The following is a 13,310-nucleotide window of genomic DNA, read 5'->3' as shown; positions in this document are numbered from 1 at the left end:
GACGCATGAACATTCTGGCCGGCGCCATCTGTGTCTTTGCCGGCGCGATGTTCGGGGCCATGGCGCTGACCCTGCCGACGGGCAGCCTGTCGCGGATGGGGCCGGGTTTCCTGCCGTTGGCGACGGCAGTCGGGTTGATCTGCGTGGGTGTGGCGATTGCCCTGTTCGACCGGGACGAAACCGGGCTGGCCCTGCCCGAAGAGATCCGCGCCCAGCTGCGCCCTCTGCTCGCAGTGCTGGCGGCGATTGCGCTGTTTGCACTTGGGATCGACCGGCTGGGCCTGATGCCCACCAGTGCGCTGGCAACCTTCACCGCCTCCTTCGCGATGCGGCGGATCAGTCTTGTATCACGGATCGTGCTGTCGCTGGTCGTCATGGTGATCTGCACCGCGATCTTCCATTTCGGGCTGCGCCTGTCGGTCAGCCTGGTGGGGGGCTAGGTCATGGGGATCGTCGAGGGGCTGGGCCTCGGGCTCGATGTCGCGCTGAGCTGGACCAATGTGTGGTTCTGTTTCCTGGGCGTGCTGATCGGCACGCTGGTGGGAGTGATCCCCGGTGTGGGCGCGCTGGCGGCGATTTCCATGCTGCTGCCGCTGTCCTTCTACCTGGACCCGACAACGGCCATCGTGATGCTGGCGGGGGTCTATTACGGCACGGTCTACGGCGGATCGACTGCGGCGATTTTGCTGAACCTGCCCGGCGTGCCCTCGGCCGCCGTGGCCTGTCTGGACGGCTATCCGATGACCAAGCAGGGGCGGGGCGGCGTGGCGCTGTTCCTGACGACGATCGCGTCCTTCGGCGGGTCGATGCTGGGGCTGCTGGCGCTGGTGCTGTTCGCCGATGCGATCTCGGATATCGGGCTGTCGCTGCGGCCCGCGGATTACTTCCTGTTGATGACGCTGGGTCTGGTGGCCGCGGCGGCGATCCCCACGGGGTCCCCGCTGAAGGGGCTGGCCATGGTGCTGATCGGGCTGGCCATGGGTTATGTCGGCACCGATATCGCCACGGGCATGGCGCGGTTTGCCTTCGGCCTGCCGGAACTGTTGGACGGGATCAGCCTGGTGGCACTGGCCATGGGCATTTTCGGGATATCCGAGGTCGTGGCGACTGCCGCGCAGCCCCGCCGCAAGGTGGCAGAGCAGAAGATCACCCTGCGCAGCATGGTGCCCACGCGCGATGACCTGCGGGCGATGCGGATGCCGGTGTTGCGTGGCGCCGGGATCGGCGGGCTGTTCGGGGCGCTGCCCGGGGTGGGCGGCACGATTGCCTGCTTCATCTCCTACGCTACGGAAAAGCGCCTGTCGCGGCACCCGGAAACCTTCGGTCATGGCGCGGTCGAGGGGTTGTCGGCCTCGGAATCCGCGAACAATTCGGCGATCCAGACGGCCTTCATCCCGTCGCTGACGCTGGGCATTCCAGGCGACGCGGTGATGGCGTTGATGCTGGGGGCGCTGATCATCCACGGGATCACGCCGGGGCCGCTCTTGATCGAACAGCAGCCCGGCATGTTCTGGGGGCTGATCGTCAGCTTTGTCCTGGGCAACCTGTTCCTCGTGATCCTGAACATCCCCCTGATCGGCATCTGGCTGAAACTGCTGTCGATCCCCTATCACTTCCTGTTCCCGGCCATCGTCGTCTTCATCTGCTTCGGGGCCTACAGCGTGAACGCCAATCCGTTCGACGTCTGGATGCTGGCGGTGCTGGGTGCCGTGGGGTGGATGCTGATGCTGTTCGGGTTCCAGCCCGCGCCGCTGTTGCTGGGCTTTATCCTCGGCCCGATGATCGAGGAGAACCTGCGCCGGTCCCTGCAATTGTCGCGCGGCGATTTCGGCACCTTCGTGTCCGACGGGCTGAGCATCGGGCTGACCCTGGCAATCGTCGCATTGCTGGTCATGGCGGTGGTGAAACCTGTGATGGCGGCGCGGCGCAGGGGGCGGGCCGCCCAGGGTGGCTGAGGGGTGGCACGTGGTGCTTGCTTTTCCGCCTTTGATCGTAGGAACTTGGTGCGATGCTGGCGTCCGCCGGCCCGACCCACCTTCCGCCGGAGACACGCCACATGACCGACCCTGAACGCCAGCCCGTCATCGTCGGTATCGGCCAGATCAACGACCGGCCCGAGGATTGGCGCGACGGACTGGACGCGCTTGGCCTGATGGAGGCCGCGCTCAAGCGGGCGGAGACCGATGCCGGGGGCAGCTGGCTGCCCGACCTCGACCACCTGGCCACGGTCGATCAGTTGTCCTGCCCCGAACTCACAACCCTTGCCGCCGACCTGGCCGAACGCATCGGCGCGACCGAGGCCAGTGTCGAGACGACCGAGATGCCCCATGGCGACAGCCCGGTGCGGCTGTTGAACGACGCCGCCAACCGGATCGGCGCGGGCGAAGCACGGATCATTGCGATTGCCGGGGGCGAGGCGCTGCGCACCGCCGCACAACGCGCCAAGGACGGGGCGGCGGGGATGCGGCCCGGGGACATCCTGCGCGGCGCGCCCAAGCGCAAGGGCAACCCCTATCGCGCGTCCTTCGGCCTGACGGCGCCGGTGGACCTTTACCCGATCTACGAAAACGCGACCCGCGCGGCATGGGGTCAGAGCCTCGGCGAGGGGCAGGCCGAAACCGGCGCGATCTGGTCCCGCATGGCGCAGGTCGCCGCGGAGACCGAGGGCGCCTGGATCCGCAAGGGCGCCACGGCAGAGGAGGTCATAACCCCCGGCCCGGAAAACCGCCCGATCGCGCATCCCTACACCAAGCTGATGGTCGCCAATGCCTCGGTCAACCAGGGGGCGGGGTTCATCGTCACCTCCCTCGCCGAGGCGCGGCGGCGCGGTGTCGCCGATTACCGGGTGGTCCATGTGGGCTATGGTGCGGCGGCGAAGGAGCCTGCGGAATTCCTCGACCGGGCCAGTTACGACCGGTCGCCGTCCATGGAGGCCGTGCTGAAGGCCACGCTGGATTTCAACGGGCTCGAGGTCGGCGACCTGACCCATGCGGAGTTGTATTCCTGCTTCCCCTGCGTGCCCAAGATGGCCCGCCGCATCCTCGGCTGGCCCGCGGACAGGCCTGTGACGGTTTTCGGCGGCCTGACCTTTGGCGGGGCGCCGGTGGCGAATTACATGGGCCATGCCATCGTCTGCATGGTGGCGCTGCTGCGCGGGACCCCGGACAAGGGGCTGGCCTATGGCAATGGCGGTATCGTCACGACGAACCACGCGATCCTTCTTTCCGGTGCGCCGCTGGACGGGGTGCGATTTCCGCAGGATTACGACGTGCAGGACCGGGCCGATGCGGCGCGGGGACCGGTGCCCGCGCTGGACGAACGCTATGCCGGTCCGGTGACGGTCGAAAGCTGGACGGTGCATTACGGGCGCGACCTGCGGCCGCTGCGCGGGGTGATCGTGGCGCGCACGCCGGACGGGAAGCGGACGCTGGGTCTGGTCCCGGCAACGGAAAGCGTCGCGATCCGGGCCCTGACCGATGGCGCGGTCGAGATCGTGGGACGCTCGGGCCGGATCAAAACGACGGATGAGGGGCGGATATTCCGGTTCTGAGCGGACGCCTGCCTTGGCGTTTGGCCGAACGATCAGCGCGGGCCGAAAAACGAACCCCGGCACGGCAGGGCCGGCCGGGGCAGCTGGGGCCGCGTCGCGAAGGACCCGGCGGGGCCTCAATTGGCGGTGATGCCGACCTCTTCGATCAGGGTGCCGTAGACCTCTTCCTCTTTGGCGAGGCGGGCCTCGACGGCGGCGGCGTCGGTCATGGTCTTCACCAGCCCGCGCTCCTTCATCGCCTGGGTCAGGGCGTCGTCCTCGGCCAGGGCAGACAGTGCCTCCTCCAGCCGGGCGCGCACGGCGTCAGGCAGGCCGGCGGGGGCCATCATTGCCATCCAGTAGGTCGCCGAAAACCCGTCGAGCCCGGCGGATTCCGCAACCGTCGGCAGGTCGGGCAGCGACTCGAGCCGCTCACCCGAGGTGACGGCGATGCCCACCGTCTTGCCGGCCGTGACCAGCGGTTCGGCGGCGGTCACCGCGGTGAAGGACATCTGGATATTGCCCGCCATCAGGTCCTGCCGCGCGGGCGCGTCGCCCTGGTAGTGGATGATGATCGCATCGAGGCCGAGCGCATCCTTCCAGTATTCCGCGATCAGGTGATTGATCGCCCCGGCGCCCGAGGTGCCGATGGCGATCTCGCCGGGCTTGGACTTGATCAGCTCGATCAGGCCGTCCATGTCCGACACGCCCAGATCCTTGTTCACGTGCAGCACGAAGGGCACGTCGGCGAGGCCCGACAGCGCTGTGAAATCGTCGAGCGAATAATCGACCGAGGGCTGCAGGTAGGGGTTCAGCGCGATGGATACGGCAGCGGCATAGAGGGTGTAGCCGTCGGCCTCCTGGTTCTTGACGTAATTGCTGGCCACGGTCGTTGCCGCACCGGGGCGATTTTCCACCACGACAGGCTGGCCCAGCTCCTCCGACAGGGCCTCGGCGACGATGCGGGTGGCGGTGTCGCTGGTGCCGCCGGCGGAATAGCCGACGATCATGGTGATCGGACCGTCAGGATACTCATCCGCCGAGACAGGCGCGGCCAGCAGGGCCAGCGCGGACAGGGCTGTTGCGAAAAGTCGTTTCATTTCTTCCTCCTCCGTTGTCTTTCGACGATGTTCGGAGGGTCCGGAACCTGTCAACGCGGGGTCCGGGCGCTTGTCTCGGCCAGCAAGACAAGCGCGGGAATCTTTACGGGGGCGGCGGCCCGGGGCGGATCGGCGCCGGGCATCGCGATGCCGGATGGTGTGCTATCCACGATCCGGAAATAACAAAAACCGCCCCGAAGGAGCGGCTTTCATCATGCTGCTGAGCAGTGTTCTCAGCCCTGGCGGGCTTTGAACCGGCGCTGCGTCTTGTTGATGACGTAGACGCGGCCTTTGCGGCGCACGACGCGACAATCGCGATGGCGCTGCTTCAGCGAGCGGAGCGAGTTACGAACCTTCATCGGCCTTCTCCTTCTTCGCGGCGCGGCGAGCGCCTGATTCGCGTTGTGACCCGGGGCCTTGCGGCCGGGGGTCGGTGAACATGGTGGGCGGTACAAGGATCGAACTTGTGACCCCTTCGATGTCAACGAAGTGCTCTACCGCTGAGCTAACCGCCCATGTACCCTTGCGAGAAACGCCCCTCAATCAAAAGGGGCGCGGGATATCCCGCGCCGGTTCGCGTTCCTATAAAAGGAGTCGCGGGGGGGATCAAGCCTTTTGGCAGGGAAAGTTTTCGGTCTATGTTTGAGCAATTGGAACCGCGATGAACATGACCTCCTATACGCTCCACCTTCCAGCCCGCCGGACAACGCCCGTTGTCTTTGCCTCGCCCCATTCCGGGCGGGATTACGACCCTGCTTTCCTGCATAAGTCCATCCTCGATCCGCATACGATTCGGTCATCCGAGGATGCTTTCGTGGATCAGCTGTTCAGCGCCGCGCCGAGCTTTGGCGCGCCCTTGCTGGCGGCCACCACCCCGCGTGCCTATGTCGACCTGAACCGCGCAGCGGACGAGCTGGACCCGTCGGTGGTCGAAGGGGTGCGGCGCGGGGCGCATAATCCGCGGGTGGCCTCGGGCCTTGGGGTGATTCCGCGGGTCGTGTCGAACGGGCGGGCGATCTACCGCGGCAAGATACCGTTGTCGGAGGCGCGTCACCGCCTGCAAAATGCGTGGCACCCCTATCACGAGGCGCTGCAGACGCAGCTGAACACCGCGCATGCGATGTTCGGCGAGGCGATCCTGGTGGATTGCCATTCGATGCCGCATGAAGCGGTGGAGTGCGTGGTTCGCGCGGGAACGCGGCGCCCGGACGTGGTTCTGGGTGATCGCTTCGGGTCATCGGCCAGCATGGAAATCGTGGAACGGATCGAGGCGATCCTGGCCGGGGCCGGATTGATCGTGGCCCGCAACGCGCCCTTTGCCGGGGCTTTTGTCACGCAGCATTACGGTCGCCCCTCGCGCCGCCAGCATGCCGTCCAGATCGAGATCGACCGCGCGCTTTACATGCACGAGGCGCAGATCCTGCCGCGCCCCGATTTCGATGCGTTCCGCGATGTCATCACCCGCGTCGTGGCCGAGATCACCGAAATCGGCAAGACGGAGATGCCGCTCGCGGCCGAATAGGTGGGAAAGGGGCCCAGCTTTGCCGTTCATGGCAGAGCCCCTCTGGCGAACCCGTGGGGCGAGCCCGGTCTTCGAACACCGGTCCTGACGTGGCCAAGGTTCGAAACGTGGCAGGGGCTCTGCCCCTTGCGCCCAAAGCTGCGCTTTGCGCGCTACCCCGGAGTATTTTGGGCAAGATGAAGCAGGGGGGCGGCGCGCGATTGCGCCGCCGCGTCAGAGCGTGAGCGTGCCAGAGATGCAGCCGGTGACCTCTCCGCCGACCCAGACCTCTTGGCCCTCGCTGGTGATATGGACCCGACCGTTGCGCCCCAGTTCGAGCCCCTGGGCTGCGATGTAGTCGGGCGGCGCGATCCCGGCGCCGATCAGCCATTGCGCGACCGAGGCATTCAGCGATCCGGTCACCGGATCCTCGTAGCCCATTGTGAAGGCGCGCAGTTCGAAATCGTAGCCCGCGCCGCTTTCGGCGGGCGCGACGAGGCCGAAGCCATGACCGGGAAAGAGGCTGTAATCGGGTTTGGCCGCACGCAGGGTTTCGACATCGCGCAGCAGAACGCCGCACCAGCCGGGGCCGTTATCGATCCATTCCACCGCTTCGATCGCGGTGGCGTCGATGCCGAACGCCCCGGGCAGGAGGTTGTGGATCTCCTCCTCGGCCGGGCCGGAGCGCATCAGCGGCGGCGCGCGGAAGGCCAGGCGGGTGCCGTCGCGCCGGATCGGGACCAGCCCGACGCCGCATTCCTGCATGATCGTTTCGGATTTCGGCTGACCACCGGCCAGCAGCCAGGCCTGGCAGGAGCCGAGCGTGGGATGGCCGGCAAAGGGCAGCTGCCGCTTGGGGGTGAAGATGCGCAGGCTGTAATCGGCTTCTGCCGCCTCGGGTCGCAGCAGGAAGGTCGTTTCGGACAGGTTGGTCCAGTTGGCGAAGCGGGGCATCTGATCGGCCGGGATGGAATCGGCTTGGTGCACCACGGCCAGGGGGTTGCCCATCAGGGGTGTGCCGGAAAAGACGTCGAGTTGGGAAAAGGGATAGGTGGCCATGAAAACTCCTGCCGCTGCAATGAGCGGCAGGATGGGGGTGGCGCCGGGCGGTCACAAGGGCGAAAACGCCCTCAGATCGCCGAAGAATGCCGGGCGCCGGTCATGTCGTAGGCGTCGAAGGCGCGCGCCACCAGCCGGGTCAGGGGGCGTGCCGGGGCAGGGATCGCCAGCCCGTCATCGTTGACAGTCAGGATGTTTTCGAACCGGGCATTCATCGCGTCGAACATGCGCCGTGCATGGGCGGGGGCGACGCCGAAATCGCGCTGCAGCTCTGCGCTGGAGACGGCGAAATCGCACATCAGCGCCTCGATGATACGGGCGCGGAGGCGGTCTTCGCCGGCAAAGGCATGGCCCCGTGTGGTCGAGAACCGGTCGTCACGGATCGCGGCCACATGGGCCGAGGTTGCGGGCGCGTTCTGGGCATAGCCCTGCGGGAATCGCGAGATCGACGAGGCCCCGACCCCGATCAGCACATCGGCCTGGTCGTCGGTATAGCCCTGGAAGTTCCGCCGCAGGCGGCCCGCGCTCTGTGCGGTGGCCAGCCCGTCGGAGGGCAGCGCGAAATGGTCGATCCCGATCTCGGCATAGCCATCCCAGGCAAAGAGGTTGCGCGCCGTGTCGAACAGGTCGAGCCGTTCCGACGGGGTGGGCAGCGCGTCCGAGGGCAGCATGGATTGCCGCCGCGCCATCCATGGCACGTGGGCGTAGCCGTAAAGCGCGACACGATCGGGTGACAGCGACAGCAGCTTCTGCACGGAATCGGTGATCCGGGCGGTCGTCTGGTGCGGCAGGCCGAACAGGATGTCGGCGTTCAGGCTGTGCACCCCGGCCTCGCGAATCGCGACGACGGCGTCGCGGGTGATCTCGTAGCTTTGCAGGCGGCCGATGCAGGACTGGATGTCGGGATCGAAATCCTGCACCCCGATGGAGGCGCGGTTCATCCCGGCCCGCGCCAGGACGGCAAGGCGGGCGGCGTCGATCTCGTTCGGGTCGATCTCGACCGAGAACTCGTAGCCATCGGCGAAGGGAGCGAGATCGGCGATGGCGCCGGCCAGTTCCTCCATCATCGTGGGGGTCAGCAGGGTGGGCGTGCCGCCCCCCCAATGCAGACGCGACAGGCGGACCCCGGCGGGCAGCGTATCGCGCAGCAGGGCCAGTTCGGCCTTCAGCACCTCGAGATAGGCGGCCACGGGGCGTTCGCTTTGCGTGCCCTGGGTGCGGCAGGCGCAGAACCAGCACAGGCGCCGGCAGAATGGCACGTGGACATAGAGTGAGATTTCGCTTCCGTCGGGGATCGCCTGGATCCACTGCGAAAACCGTTCCGGGCCAACCGCATCGCCGAAATGCGGGGCCGTGGGATAGCTGGTGTACCGTGGCACTTTCGCGTCAAACAGTCCCAGCCGCTCAAGTTGCGTTTTGCTGACCATGAGCGTAGCGTTAAAGGAACGGTCAATTCATATCTTTGACCCAGATCAATCGCGCGAAGTTGCCCATGTTGCTTAAGGAAAATCCTGTCAGTCATCACGATTGCGAGGCCTGCCCGATCCGTCACCGGGCGGTCTGTGCCCGATGTGATTCCGACGAGTTGGAGCTGCTGGAAGAGATCAAGTATTACCGATCCTTCGAAGCAGGCCAGCACATCATCTGGTCCGGTGACCGGATGGATTTCGTCGGCTCCGTCGTGTCGGGCATCGCCACGCTGACCCAGACGATGGAAGACGGTCGGACCCAGATGGTCGGGCTGCTGCTGCCGTCGGATTTCGTCGGCCGTCCGGGGCGCAACGGCGCGGCCTATGACGTGGTGGCCACCACCGATCTGGTCATGTGCTGTTTCCGCAAGAAGCCGTTCGAACAGATGATGGAGACGACCCCGCATATCGCGCAGCGGCTGTTGCAGATGACGCTGGACGAACTGGACGCCGCCCGCGAATGGATGCTGGTGCTGGGCCGCAAGACCGCGCGGGAGAAGATCGCCTCTCTGCTGGCCATCATCGCGCGCCGCAACGCGACGCTGCACATGAGCAACGCAAGCGGAGAGCTGTCCTTCGACCTGCCCCTGACCCGTGAGGCGATGGCCGATTACCTGGGCCTGACGCTGGAAACGGTCAGCCGCCAGGTGTCTGCCCTGAAAAAGGACGGCGTTATCGTGCTGGAGGGCAAGCGCCACGTCATCATCCCTGACCTCGAACGACTGCTGGAAGAAGCGGGCGACGACAGCGATGGTGGCGTGCTGGGCTAGACCGTTCGGTCTGACCGCCACGGCATTCAAGCGAAAACGGCCGGCGGATCGCTCCGCCGGCCGTTTCTAATTCTTTCGGGGGTCGGGGCCTCAATGGGCCATGAAGACCGGAAGTTCCGCCTGTTCCAGCATGTTGCGGGTCGCGCCGCCGAGGATCGCTTCGCGGAACCGGGAATGGCCGTAGGCGCCCATCACCACCATGTCCGCGCCGATATCTTCGGCCTGGCGGCGGATCAGGTCGGAGATGCGGGGCATGGTGCGCGCGATCACGTCGATCTCGGACTTCACGCCCTGGCGGGCGAGCCAGCCTGCCAGCATCCCGCCCGGATCAGAGCGGTTGGGCCCGTGCACCGGCGGGTCGATGACCACGACATGCACGGTTTCGGCCTTGGCCAGCAGCGGAAGCGAGGCGCGGATCGCGGTCAGCGCCTCGGGGCTTTCGTTCCAGCACAGTAGTACCTTCTTGGGCATGGTGGTCACATCGGCCCCGTCCGGCACGACCAGAACCGGGGTGCGGCCTTCGAACATCGCGGCCTCGACCACGGCCTCCAGCTCCGTCCCCTTGCCTTCGCCATAGGGGCGCGGAAGCACGACGAGGTCCGAAAAACGGGTATGCCCGGCAACGTGGCGCGACAGGTCGGCCATCTGGCTGACGCCGGTATCGGTGCCCCAGCGGACATCGAGGTTGGCCAGCACGACACGTGCCTCGGCCTCGATCTCCTCGGCTTCGGCCCCGGCACGAGAGATCGCCTCCTGCAGGATCATCGCGTTGGCCCCGGCGTAGTAATAGCCCATCTGGGACCGGTCGACGCCCAGACACAGCACGTCCAGATGTGCGTCATGGGTGGTGGCAAGGGCGCCGGCGGCTTCGAGGATCGGACGCACGAGCGTCTTGTCCGTCAGCGCGGTTGAGATTGTCTTGATGGCCATGAGGTCCTCCACGGCGTTAATCCGAATCTGACCCCAGAATTGCCGATCCCGAATCGCCTTTCCTTGACCGGCATCAAATGACGCTAAACAGGATCAGGCCCCCGAAGCGGTCCGCTGCACCTGCGCAAAACCTTCCCGGAGTGCCGGTTAAACCACCTTTCCCGCACAGATTTTCCCCAGTCGGCGCAATGCCGCCTTGCAGCAAGAGCCTGCGTTCGGGGCCCCGACCGTCATCTCGGGTTCTTAATGGACCGATAACTTCACGAGAAAATACATCTTTGGTGGGACGTTGACGCAGATCAAAGCCGAGCGTCCGCCACGGCTTCATTAAGCCGGAAGTCGAATATCCGAAACGCGGGGGGATTCTCTCTGCGAAGGACTGACGAAGGGACGCGACATGACAAACACTATCAAGCTTATCGCGCTTGGTCTGATCACCCTCTTCGGGGCGATCGCGGCCAACTACGCGCGCGATCTGGCGTACATGGTCAATGCGCTCGTGGTCATGCTGACCGCGGGTGGCCTTTTCCTGTGGACGCTCAGGAACACCGGGGAAGACACCCCGAAGCCCGACCTGTCGGGAGAATACATGGACGGCGTGGTCCGTATCGGGGTGATCGCCACCGCCTTCTGGGGCGTGATCGGGTTCCTCGTCGGGATCGTGATCGCCTTTCAGCTGGCCTTTCCGGTGCTCAACTTCGAATGGGCCCAGGGCTTTCTGAACTTCGGGCGCCTGCGGCCGCTGCACACCAGCGCCGTGATCTTCGCCTTCGGCGGCAACGCCCTGATCGCGACCTCGTTCTACGTGGTCCAGCGCACCAGCGCGACGCGGCTCTGGGGTGGCAACCTCGCCTGGTTCGTCTTCTGGGGCTACAACCTCTTCATTGTCATGGCGGCGCTCTCCTACGTTCTCGGCGGGTCCCAGTCCAAGGAATACGCAGAGCCCGAATGGTATATCGACCTCTGGCTCACGATCGTCTGGGTGGCCTACCTGGCCGTGTTCCTGGGCACGATCATCATGCGCAAGGAACGCCACATCTACGTGGCCAACTGGTTCTACCTGTCCTTCATCGTGACCGTCGCGATGCTTCACGTGGTCAACAACCTGTCCATCCCGGTCTCCATCTGGGGGTCCAAGTCGGTTCAGGTCTTCGCCGGTGTGCAGGACGCGATGACGCAATGGTGGTACGGCCACAACGCCGTGGGCTTCTTCCTGACCGCGGGCTTCCTGGGCATGATGTACTACTTCATCCCGAAACAGGCGGAACGCCCGGTCTATTCCTACAAGCTGTCGATCATCCACTTCTGGGCGCTGATCTTCCTCTACATCTGGGCCGGCCCGCACCACCTGCACTACACCGCGCTGCCCGACTGGGCCTCGACGCTCGGCATGGTGTTCTCGGTCATCCTGTGGATGCCGTCCTGGGGTGGCATGATCAACGGCCTGATGACGCTGTCCGGCGCATGGGACAAGCTGCGCACCGACCCGGTGATCCGGATGATGGTGATCGCTGTCGGCTTCTACGGCATGTCGACCTTCGAAGGCCCGATGATGTCGATCCGCGCGGTCAACAGCCTCAGCCACTACACCGACTGGACCATCGGTCACGTCCATTCCGGCGCGCTTGGCTGGAACGGCATGATCACCTTCGGCGCACTCTACTTCCTGGTGCCCAAGCTGTGGCAGCGTGAGCGTCTGTACTCGCTCTCCATGGTCAGCTGGCACTTCTGGCTCGCCACGATCGGCATCGTTCTCTACGCGGCATCCATGTGGGTGACCGGGATCATGGAAGGCCTGATGTGGCGTGAAGTCGACGCGAACGGTTTCCTCGTGAACTCCTTCGCCGACACCGTGGCCGCCAAACTGCCGATGTACATCGTGCGCGGTCTGGGCGGGGTCATGTACCTGGCGGGGGCCATCATCATGTGCGTGAACCTCTACCTGACGGTGAAGCGCCAGCCGGCTGTCGAGACCAATAACGGCCTCGTGCCCGCGGAATAAGGAAACAGGACAATGGGAATTCTTGATAAGCACAAGGTCCTGGAGAAGAACGCGACGCTCCTGCTCGCCCTCTCCTTCGCCGTGGTCACCGTCGGCGGCATCGTGGAGATCGCTCCCCTCTTCTACCTCGAGAACACGATCGAGGATGTCGAGGGGGTGCGCCCCTACACGCCGCTGGAACTGGCCGGTCGCGACATCTACATCCGCGAAGGCTGCTATGTGTGCCACAGCCAGATGATCCGCCCGATGCGGGACGAGGTCGAGCGCTATGGTCACTACTCGCTGGCTGCGGAATCGATGTACGACCACCCGTTCCAGTGGGGCTCCAAGCGGACGGGGCCCGACCTCGCCCGCGTCGGCGGCCGCTACTCGGATGAATGGCACGTGGATCACCTGCGCGACCCGCAATCCGTGGTGCCGGAATCGGTGATGCCGAAATACGGCTTCCTGGAGAACACCCTGATCGAGGGCGAATACATCCAGGACATCATGGCCACGCACCGCATCGTCGGCGTGCCCTATACCGAGGAGATGCTGGAAAACGGCCAGGCCGACTTCCTGGCCCAGGCAGATCCGGACAGCGACTATGACGGTCTGCTGGAGCGGTACTCCGAGGACACGGTGCAGGTCCGCAACTTCGATGGCCGGCCCGGCGTGTCCGAGATGGATGCCCTGATCGCCTATCTGCAAATGCTCGGCACGCTGGTCGATTTCTCGACCTTCACGCCCGACGCAAGCCGGTAAGGGGGCGATCATGGACACCTATTCCATCCTTCGGGAATTCGCCGACAGCTGGATGCTCCTGGCGCTCTTCAGCTTCTTCATCGCGGTGATCATCTGGGTCTTTCGCCCGGGAAGCCGCAAGACCTACCAGGACACGGCCAGCATCCCGTTCCGGAACGAAACAAAGCCTGCTGCTGACGCGGCACAGGTCGCAAAGGAGGCCTGAG

The 13,310-nt window shown here is 65.3% G+C and carries 13 protein-coding genes and 1 tRNA gene; 8 read left to right on the top strand and 6 right to left on the bottom strand.

Going from position 1 to position 13,310, the window contains the following annotated elements; all coding sequences use genetic code 11:
- The first annotated feature begins 5 nt into the window (after window positions 1-5).
- The 3 genes from ATO9_RS06365 (at window position 6) to ATO9_RS06355 (ending at window position 3,550) form a co-directional block, all read left to right on the top strand.
- The gene (locus tag ATO9_RS06365; protein WP_043746882.1) at window positions 6-440 is read left to right on the top strand and encodes a tripartite tricarboxylate transporter TctB family protein; all 435 of its coding nucleotides are present in this window, start codon (window positions 6-8) and stop codon (window positions 438-440) included.
- Between the two features lie 3 nt (window positions 441-443).
- Entirely contained in the window at window positions 444-1,955 is a 1,512-nt protein-coding gene (locus ATO9_RS06360; RefSeq protein ID WP_043746880.1) for a tripartite tricarboxylate transporter permease, read from the top strand.
- A 101-nt stretch (window positions 1,956-2,056) separates the two neighbouring features.
- A complete protein-coding gene (locus tag ATO9_RS06355; RefSeq protein ID WP_043747397.1) occupies window positions 2,057-3,550 on the top strand; it encodes an acetyl-CoA acetyltransferase in 1,494 nt (497 codons plus the stop codon).
- A gap of 116 nt (window positions 3,551-3,666) precedes the next feature.
- Here ATO9_RS06355 and ATO9_RS06350 read toward each other — a convergent pair whose 3' ends face one another.
- From ATO9_RS06350 to ATO9_RS06340, 3 genes are all read right to left on the bottom strand, one after another.
- A complete protein-coding gene (locus ATO9_RS06350) occupies window positions 3,667-4,629 on the bottom strand; it encodes a Bug family tripartite tricarboxylate transporter substrate binding protein (RefSeq protein ID WP_043746877.1) in 963 nt (320 codons plus the stop codon).
- A gap of 233 nt (window positions 4,630-4,862) precedes the next feature.
- The gene (ykgO, locus tag ATO9_RS06345) at window positions 4,863-4,988 is read right to left on the bottom strand and encodes a type B 50S ribosomal protein L36 (RefSeq protein ID WP_010141322.1); all 126 of its coding nucleotides are present in this window, start codon (window positions 4,986-4,988) and stop codon (window positions 4,863-4,865) included.
- Window positions 4,989-5,069: 81 nt separating this feature from the next.
- A tRNA-Val gene (locus ATO9_RS06340) sits at window positions 5,070-5,144 on the bottom strand.
- A 146-nt stretch (window positions 5,145-5,290) separates the two neighbouring features.
- On the opposite strand from ATO9_RS06340, the gene ATO9_RS06335 reads away from it, so the two are divergent.
- Window positions 5,291-6,151: an N-formylglutamate amidohydrolase gene (locus ATO9_RS06335; RefSeq protein WP_043746867.1), complete on the top strand. Its 861-nt coding sequence runs from the start codon at window positions 5,291-5,293 to the stop codon at window positions 6,149-6,151.
- 213 nt (window positions 6,152-6,364) lie between these two features.
- Here ATO9_RS06335 and ATO9_RS06330 read toward each other — a convergent pair whose 3' ends face one another.
- Window positions 6,365-7,189, bottom strand: a complete 825-nt coding sequence (locus tag ATO9_RS06330) for a PhzF family phenazine biosynthesis protein (RefSeq protein ID WP_043746864.1) — start codon at window positions 7,187-7,189, stop codon at window positions 6,365-6,367.
- Window positions 7,190-7,260: 71 nt separating this feature from the next.
- Entirely contained in the window at window positions 7,261-8,616 is a 1,356-nt protein-coding gene (gene hemN / locus ATO9_RS06325; RefSeq protein ID WP_043746860.1) for an oxygen-independent coproporphyrinogen III oxidase, read from the bottom strand.
- A 65-nt stretch (window positions 8,617-8,681) separates the two neighbouring features.
- On the opposite strand from hemN, the gene fnrL reads away from it, so the two are divergent.
- Window positions 8,682-9,428, top strand: a complete 747-nt coding sequence (fnrL, locus tag ATO9_RS06320; RefSeq protein ID WP_043747396.1) for a transcriptional regulator FnrL — start codon at window positions 8,682-8,684, stop codon at window positions 9,426-9,428.
- 90 nt (window positions 9,429-9,518) lie between these two features.
- Here fnrL and ATO9_RS06315 read toward each other — a convergent pair whose 3' ends face one another.
- A complete protein-coding gene (locus tag ATO9_RS06315; protein WP_043746858.1) occupies window positions 9,519-10,358 on the bottom strand; it encodes a universal stress protein in 840 nt (279 codons plus the stop codon).
- Between the two features lie 397 nt (window positions 10,359-10,755).
- Here ATO9_RS06315 and ccoN point away from each other — a divergent pair, with 397 nt between their 5' ends.
- Genes ccoN through ATO9_RS06300 form a run of 3 tightly spaced genes read left to right on the top strand, consistent with a single transcriptional unit; the run spans window position 10,756 to window position 13,309 of the window.
- Window positions 10,756-12,360, top strand: coding sequence for a cytochrome-c oxidase, cbb3-type subunit I (gene ccoN / locus ATO9_RS06310; RefSeq protein WP_043746855.1), 1,605 nt, complete (start codon window positions 10,756-10,758; stop codon window positions 12,358-12,360).
- 12 nt (window positions 12,361-12,372) lie between these two features.
- A complete protein-coding gene (gene ccoO, locus ATO9_RS06305; RefSeq protein ID WP_043746852.1) occupies window positions 12,373-13,104 on the top strand; it encodes a cytochrome-c oxidase, cbb3-type subunit II in 732 nt (243 codons plus the stop codon).
- Window positions 13,105-13,114: 10 nt separating this feature from the next.
- On the top strand, window positions 13,115-13,309 hold the full coding sequence (locus ATO9_RS06300) for a CcoQ/FixQ family Cbb3-type cytochrome c oxidase assembly chaperone (RefSeq protein WP_043746850.1): 195 nt from the start codon (window positions 13,115-13,117) through the stop codon (window positions 13,307-13,309).
- Window position 13,310: the final 1 nt, after the last annotated feature.

This window comes from Pseudooceanicola atlanticus (assembly GCF_000768315.1).
Taxonomy (GTDB): Bacteria; Pseudomonadota; Alphaproteobacteria; order Rhodobacterales; family Rhodobacteraceae; genus Pseudooceanicola; species Pseudooceanicola atlanticus.
Note: the sequence above shows the minus strand (reverse complement) of the source record. Positions and strands in the feature narration are given on the sequence as shown.